Below are 6114 nucleotides of genomic sequence, written 5' to 3' on the forward strand. Positions count from 1 at the left end.
CCGGAGCGATGGGCGCGGGGGAGCCCCGTGCCCGGTCCGCCGGGAGGGGGATGACCATGCGACGCAAAGAGCCCGAGGACGAAGAGACGCCCGCGGCCGACCTCGAAGGCCCCGGAGGCGAGGAAGAGTACGACGAGGAGCGCGAGCGCTTCGAACACATGAAGGAACTGAACCCGGACGACTTCGAGTGACCGCCGGCACACGGGGAAAGGCCGGCTGCGGCGCAGGGTGAGAGGCCGGCGCAGGTCGAGAGGCCAGTACGGGCCGCGAGGTCAGCGCGGGTCGAGAGGCCAGGACAGGCCGCGAGGTCAGCGCAGGTCGATGAGGGCCAGGCCGGTGGCGGGGTCGTGGCGGCGCCGCAGGTAGCGGGGGGACTGCGTGACGATCACTTCGAGCGTCGGCCACACCTGCCCGGCCAGCAGGTGGCCGCCGCGGGTCGTGCCGTCGGGCAGGCCCACGACCACATGGGCGTGCAGGTGGGGCCGTACGTCGTCGTCGGGCATGGCGAAGTCGCCGATCAGGGAGAGCACCTCGGTCTGGCGGTCGACCGGGATCGGGTCGTAGCGGAGCGCCTCCGGGTCGAAGAAGCCCAGCGTGACCTGCCGGAACCCGCCGATGCCGGTCAGCCGGGCGGCGCGGACGCCGTTGTCGGCCGCCCACTGCGTCAGGCTCTCGACCACCTCGTCACCGGGGTCGAGGACCACCGCGTACGTCTGCTCCTCGACGGTGGAGAGCCGCTTGCTGCGCATGACGATCTCCTGCCCGCAGGGCGCGCGGGCAACCCGGTCACTTCCAGACGGCCCTGGCCAGGATGTCCCCCAGCCCGGGGGTCTTCCACTGGTCGACGACCAGCACCTTCTCCTTGCGCAGGTACCAGACGCGCTGGGTGAAGGACACCGGGGCCGGCTTGCTGGTCTTCGTCTGGCAGCCCAGCCTCCACTCGGTGAAGCGGGCCGGGTGCCCCGCCCCCACCTGCACGGTCGCGGCGCGGGACGGCCGGAGGGGCGGCACGCCCTCCAGGTAGCGCCGGTCCGGGACGCACTCCACGACCCCGCTGCTGGGGTGGTACGGCTGGCCCGGCCGGTACGTGCCGCCCTCGGACGCGTAGGCGATGGCCCGCGGCCCGCCGAGGGAGAAGCCGGGGCATTCCGTCGCCCGCTTGGAGCAGGTCCCGGTGACCACGTCGAGCCCGCCGATCGGGTCCTTCTTCACCTTCCAGGAGACCGGTATCTGGAGGGTGAACCCCCGGAACGACACGGGTTTGGTGGCCTGCGCGGGCGTTCCGGTCAGGACGAGCGCCGCGCTGAGCGTCAAGGTCATGAGCACGGCGGCGATCCTAGGTCCTGACGCCGCTGGAATGTCAAGCACCGATAAATCGACAAAAATCCCCGCAACTTTGCCGACGATCACCGCATCCAACCAGCCGTGAACGCGTTGACCCCTGACGACCCGCAACGCCTGGGCGGCTACTGGCTCGCCGGACGGCTGGGCGCCGGCGGTCAGGGCGTCGTCTACGAGGCCTACGCCGAGGACGGCGCCCGGGTGGCGATCAAGGTGCTGCACGGCGACGAGGCCGGCCGGCTGGCCAGAGAGGCCGAGGCGGCGCGGCGGGTCGCCTCGTTCTGCACCGCCCGCGTGCTCGCCGCCGAGCTGGACGGCCCGCGCCCCTACATCGTCAGCGAGTACGTCGCCGGGCCGAGCCTGCGCCAGGCGGTCGCCGGCGGACGCCGCTTCTCCGGCGGCGACCTGCACCGCCTGGCCACGGCGGTGGCGACGGCGCTCACCGCCATCCACGAGGCCGGCGTGGTGCACCGCGACCTCAAACCGGACAACGTGCTGCTCGGCCCGGACGGCCCGCGGGTCATCGACTTCGGCATCGCGCGGACCGCCGAGATGTCGCTGACCGCGACCGGCCTGGTCACCGGCACGCCGACGTACATGGCGCCCGAGGTGTTCGGCGGCCAGCGGGCCGGCGCGCCCGCGGACGTGTTCGCCTGGGGCTGCGTCGTGCTGTACGCGGCCACGGGCGCCGACCCGTTCGAGGCCGAGAGCCTGGGCGGGGTGATGCACCGGGTGTTGTCGGCCACGCCCGACCTGGCCGCGCTGCCCGACTCGCTGCGCCCGCTGGTGTCGGCGGCGCTGAGCAAGGAGCCGGGCCGGCGTCCCGAGGCCCGCCAGTTGCTGCTCGCGCTGGTCAGCGGGGACGGCGGGCTCGACACCGCGCGGCTGCTCGAACGCGGGCGGCAGGCCGCCCATGTCGCCGGGACGGTCGCCGACCCGGCGCTCGGCACGCTGGCCGAGGACTCCTACACCCTGCTGGCCCCCGCGGAGCGGGAGCTGGCGCCCGAGGTGTTCCTGCGCCTGTTCACCGTGGACGGCATGGGCGAGCTGGCCACCAGGAAGGCCGCCCTGGACGAGCTGGTGGCCGGCCGGCCGGCGGCCGAGATTCCGGCGGTCACCAGGATCCTGGAGGTGTTCGCGTACCTGCTGGGCCGCGACGGCCGCGAGGTCTGGCTGGCCCGTCCGGCCCTGCCGCACGCCTGGCCGCGGCTGCGCCGCTGGATCGAGGCCAACAGGGAGGGGCTGGCCGTGCACGGCTCGATCCTGGCCGCCGTCCGGCGCTGGGACGACGGCGGCCGCAGGGACGGCGGCCTGTTCCACGGCACGATGCTGGACGAGGCCCTGAGCTGGGCGGCGACCGCCCGCCGCGACATCAGGCTGTCCCAGGCCGAGCGCGACTTCCTGGAGTCCTCGGCGCGGCTGGCCAAACGCCGGGCCCGCCGCGCCCGGCTGCTGACGCTGAGCCTGGCGGGGCTGCTGGTCGCCGCGCTGGCCGCGGGCGGTCTGGCGGTCCAGCAGAGCAGGCTGGCCGCCGCCCGCGCCGACGAGCTGCAGGACCGCCTGACGACGTCGGAGTCCACGCGCCTGGCCGCGCGCGCCGAGGCGACCAGGCGCAGCGATCCGGTGCTCGCCGGGCTGCTCGCCGTGGCCGCCTGGCGGCTGCGGCCCACGCCGCAGGCCAGGGCGGCGCTGACCGCGGCGCTCGCGCAGCGCGAGCGCGGCATGTTCCGCGACCCGGCCGCCGCCCGCAGCACGATGCGGGCGCTGGGCGCCGACGGCCGCACGCTGCTCAGCGTCGGCCAGGACCAGGCGCGGCTGTGGGACCTGCGCACCGGCCGGCGCCTCACGCTGATCTCCGGCCTGGGCCTCGGCCGCGACCGGGTGTCCGACATCGGGCTGTCCCCCTCGGGCCGCACGCTGGTCGCCGCCACCGGGCGCCGCGCCCGCGCCTGGGACGCCGGCACCGGCCGCCTGGTCGGCGCCTGGCCGGTCCGCCGGATCAGGGACCTGGTCGAGGGCTGGCAGGACGCCGTCCGCCGGCACGAGGGCCGCAAGGTGATCGTCAAGCCGGACGACAGCGAGCAGTGGGACGTCACCGACCCCGCCGCCCGGCGCGGCACGCTGAGCCCTGACGGCCGGTGGCTGGCCACCTCCGGCGACGGCACCCTGACCCTGAGGCAGACGGAGGAAGGCTGGACCGAGGAGGTCGGCGAGGGCACGGAAGGCGTCTGGAACAAGGGCGATCCCGTCTTCGACCACGCGGGCCGGCTGCTGGCCACCGTCACCGACGCCACCGTCCAGTTCTGGCGGCTGCCCGACAGCCACCTGCTGAGCGCCGTGCCGGTGCGCGGGGACGTGGAGGCCGGCACCCGCCCGGCCGCCGCCTTCGACGGCACGACCTTCCGTTATCTCGTCGGCGACCAGGTGTTCGCCGTGGACGTCGCCGACCTGGTGAACGAGCCGGTCGAGGACCCGCCGCACGAGCGGGCCGACCTCGGCGAGGACGGCCTGCACCTCGTCGTGGACGGCGCGCTCCGCCAGATCGGGGGCGGGACGTCCGGCCGCCTGCCCGCCGGGCGCGCGCTCGCCTTCAGCCGTGACGGCCGGAGCCTCGCGCTGCTGTCCGGCCAGGACGTCAGCGTTCTGGACACCGCGACCAGGAAGCCCGCGGGCGGGTTCACCGTGGGCGCCGGGCGGGCGCAACCTGAGCTCGTCCGCTTCAGCCCGGACGGCGGCCGGCTCGCGCTCGTGCTCGACGCCCCGGGAAGCGGCAAGGACGCGGTCGAGCTGTGGGACTGGCGGGCGCGCCGCCGCCTGTGGAGCACGCCGCTGAGCCAGGTCGTGGACCTGGCGTTCGCGCCCGACGGCGGGCGGCTGGCGGTGACCGGCCTGGACGTGCGCGTGTTGCGGGCGGCCGACGGCCGGGTCGCGGGCTCGCCGTTCAGCGTCTTCGGCCAGGACGTCCTGGGCTCCTGGGTGCGCTTCACCCACGCGGGGGACGGGGTGGTCGTGTTCGACTCGCGCGGCCGGCTGAGCACCTGGGACGCGGGCGGCCGGCGGCTGACCGAGGAGACTCAGAGCTTCCCCGTCATCGGCACGCCGGCGTACTCGCCGGTCGAGGACCTCGTCGCGGTCAACGCGGGGCAGGGCCGCGTCCGCCTGATCGACCCGAGGACGGGCGGCGACCTCGGCCTGTCCGCCGACCCGGGCGGCGGCCTCGACCGTGACGAGGGCGAGCTGCTGTCGATCGCCTTCGCCCCCGACGGCTCGCACGTCCTGACGGTGGACGCCGGCGGGACCGTCGGGCGCGTCCCGGCCGCCGCCGAACTGGTGGCGAAGACGGTCTGCGCGCGCGCCGGGCGGGCGCTGACCGAGCGGGAGTGGCGGACGTACGTGCCCGCCCTGCCGTACCGGCCCGTCTGCGGCTGACCGGGCGGGCCCGGGTCAGGGTCCCTCACCCGGGATTGTCAAAACGCCGTCGCGGGGGATGTACTGCCGTCCGGAAAGCCGATCTTTCCGTTCGGCCACGAGGGAGGCACGGTGGACTTCGCGATCCTCGGCACGATCCGGGTCAACGGCCCCGGCGGGCGGGTGCACCTGAGCCGCAAGCAGCGGGCCGTGCTCGCCGTCCTGCTGCTCCACCCGAACGCGACCGTCTCCAGGGAGCGCCTGATCTCCGCCGTCTGGGACCATCCGCCGCGCTCGGCGCTGGCCAACATCCAGACCTACGTCCACCAGCTCCGGCGCTCCCTGGAGGGCGGCGGCCTGCGGGTGCGCACCGAGGGGTCGGGCTACGTCTGCGAGGTCCCGCCGGGCAGCCTGGACCTGCTGGTGTTCGAGGACACCCTGCGGCTGGCCCGGCGCGAGCGGGCGGCGGGCGACCTGGCCGCGGCCGAGCGCGCCTACGCCGAAGCCGTCGCCCTGTGGCGCGGCGCGCCCGCCGAGGACGTGCCGCTCACCGGCGCGATGGCCCCCCGGCTGCTGGAACTGGAGGAACGTCTCGCGGTCGCCCGGTCGGAGTGGATCGACGCCCGGCTCGCCCTGCGGCAGGACGACCTCGTCGCCGAGCTGCGCGCCCTCATCGCCGCCCACCCGCTGCGCGAGCGGCTGTGGGAGCAGCTCGTGATCGCCCTGCACCGCGGCGGCCGCCGGGACGAGGCGCTGGAGGCGTTCCGCGAGGCCCGCGAGCTGCTGGTGGCCGAGCTGGGCCTGGAACCCGGCCCCGAGCTGCGCCGTCTGCACGCCGCGCTGCTCGCCGGCGATCCCGACCTCGACCGTCGGCCGGGAACGACCGGGGCGGCCGATCAGTGGCCCGCGGCGGCCGTCCCGCTCCAGGCGTTGTGCCAGCTTCCCGCCGACACCGCCGACTTCGTCGGCCGGGAGCCGGAGATCGCCGAGCTGCTGCCGCTGTTACGGGCGCGGCCGGACCGGCTCAGCCCGCCGATCGCGATCCTGTCGGGGCTGCCCGGCATCGGCAAGACCACGCTCGCCGTGCACCTGGCCCACCTGCTGCGCGCCGACTACCCGGACGGGCAGCTGTTCGTCCGGCTCGGCCAGGACGCCCGTGGCCCGCGCGACCCCGGCGAACTGCTCGACGTGCTGCTGCGCTCGCTCGGCCTGGACGGCGCCATGATCCCCGCCTCGGCCGAGGAACGCGCCGGGCTGCTCCGCCAGCGGCTGGCCGACCGGGCGGTGCTGGTCGTGCTCGACGACGCCGTGGACGAGGCGCAGCTCCGCCACCTGCTGCCGGGCACGCCGCGCGGCGCGGTCCTG

At 75.6% G+C, this 6114-nt stretch carries 5 protein-coding genes; 3 read left to right on the forward strand and 2 right to left on the reverse strand.

Annotation, left to right across the window (positions count from 1 at the left end; all coding sequences use genetic code 11):
* The first annotated feature begins 56 nt into the window (after window positions 1-56).
* A complete protein-coding gene (locus AB0J71_RS10340) occupies window positions 57-191 on the forward strand; it encodes a hypothetical protein (protein WP_352324808.1) in 135 nt (44 codons plus the stop codon).
* Between the two features lie 117 nt (window positions 192-308).
* On the opposite strand, the gene AB0J71_RS10345 is transcribed toward AB0J71_RS10340, so the two are convergent.
* Together AB0J71_RS10345 and AB0J71_RS10350 are read right to left on the reverse strand one after the other, a co-directional pair.
* Entirely contained in the window at window positions 309-749 is a 441-nt protein-coding gene (locus AB0J71_RS10345; RefSeq protein ID WP_352324809.1) for a PPC domain-containing DNA-binding protein, read from the reverse strand.
* 37 nt (window positions 750-786) lie between these two features.
* A complete protein-coding gene (locus AB0J71_RS10350; protein ID WP_364413694.1) occupies window positions 787-1326 on the reverse strand; it encodes a hypothetical protein in 540 nt (179 codons plus the stop codon).
* Between the two features lie 99 nt (window positions 1327-1425).
* On the opposite strand from AB0J71_RS10350, the gene AB0J71_RS10355 reads away from it, so the two are divergent.
* Both AB0J71_RS10355 and AB0J71_RS10360 read left to right on the forward strand, forming a co-directional pair.
* On the forward strand, window positions 1426-4770 hold the full coding sequence (locus tag AB0J71_RS10355; protein ID WP_364413696.1) for a serine/threonine-protein kinase: 3345 nt from the start codon (window positions 1426-1428) through the stop codon (window positions 4768-4770).
* Between the two features lie 111 nt (window positions 4771-4881).
* A partial coding sequence (locus AB0J71_RS10360; protein WP_364413698.1) for a BTAD domain-containing putative transcriptional regulator occupies window positions 4882-6114 on the forward strand: 1233 nt, incomplete at its 3' end.

Source organism: Nonomuraea sp. NPDC049637 (genome assembly GCF_040675235.1).
In the GTDB taxonomy this organism is placed as follows: domain Bacteria; phylum Actinomycetota; class Actinomycetes; order Streptosporangiales; family Streptosporangiaceae; genus Nonomuraea.

Bases quoted from the DNA above. Each gene is read 5' to 3' on its own strand.
- AB0J71_RS10340 (WP_352324808.1), top strand. From the start codon at position 57: ATGCGACGCAAAGAGCCCGAGGACGAAGAGACGCCCGCGGCCGACCTC.
- AB0J71_RS10345 (WP_352324809.1), bottom strand. From the start codon at position 749: ATGCGCAGCAAGCGGCTCTCCACCGTCGAGGAGCAGACGTACGCGGTG.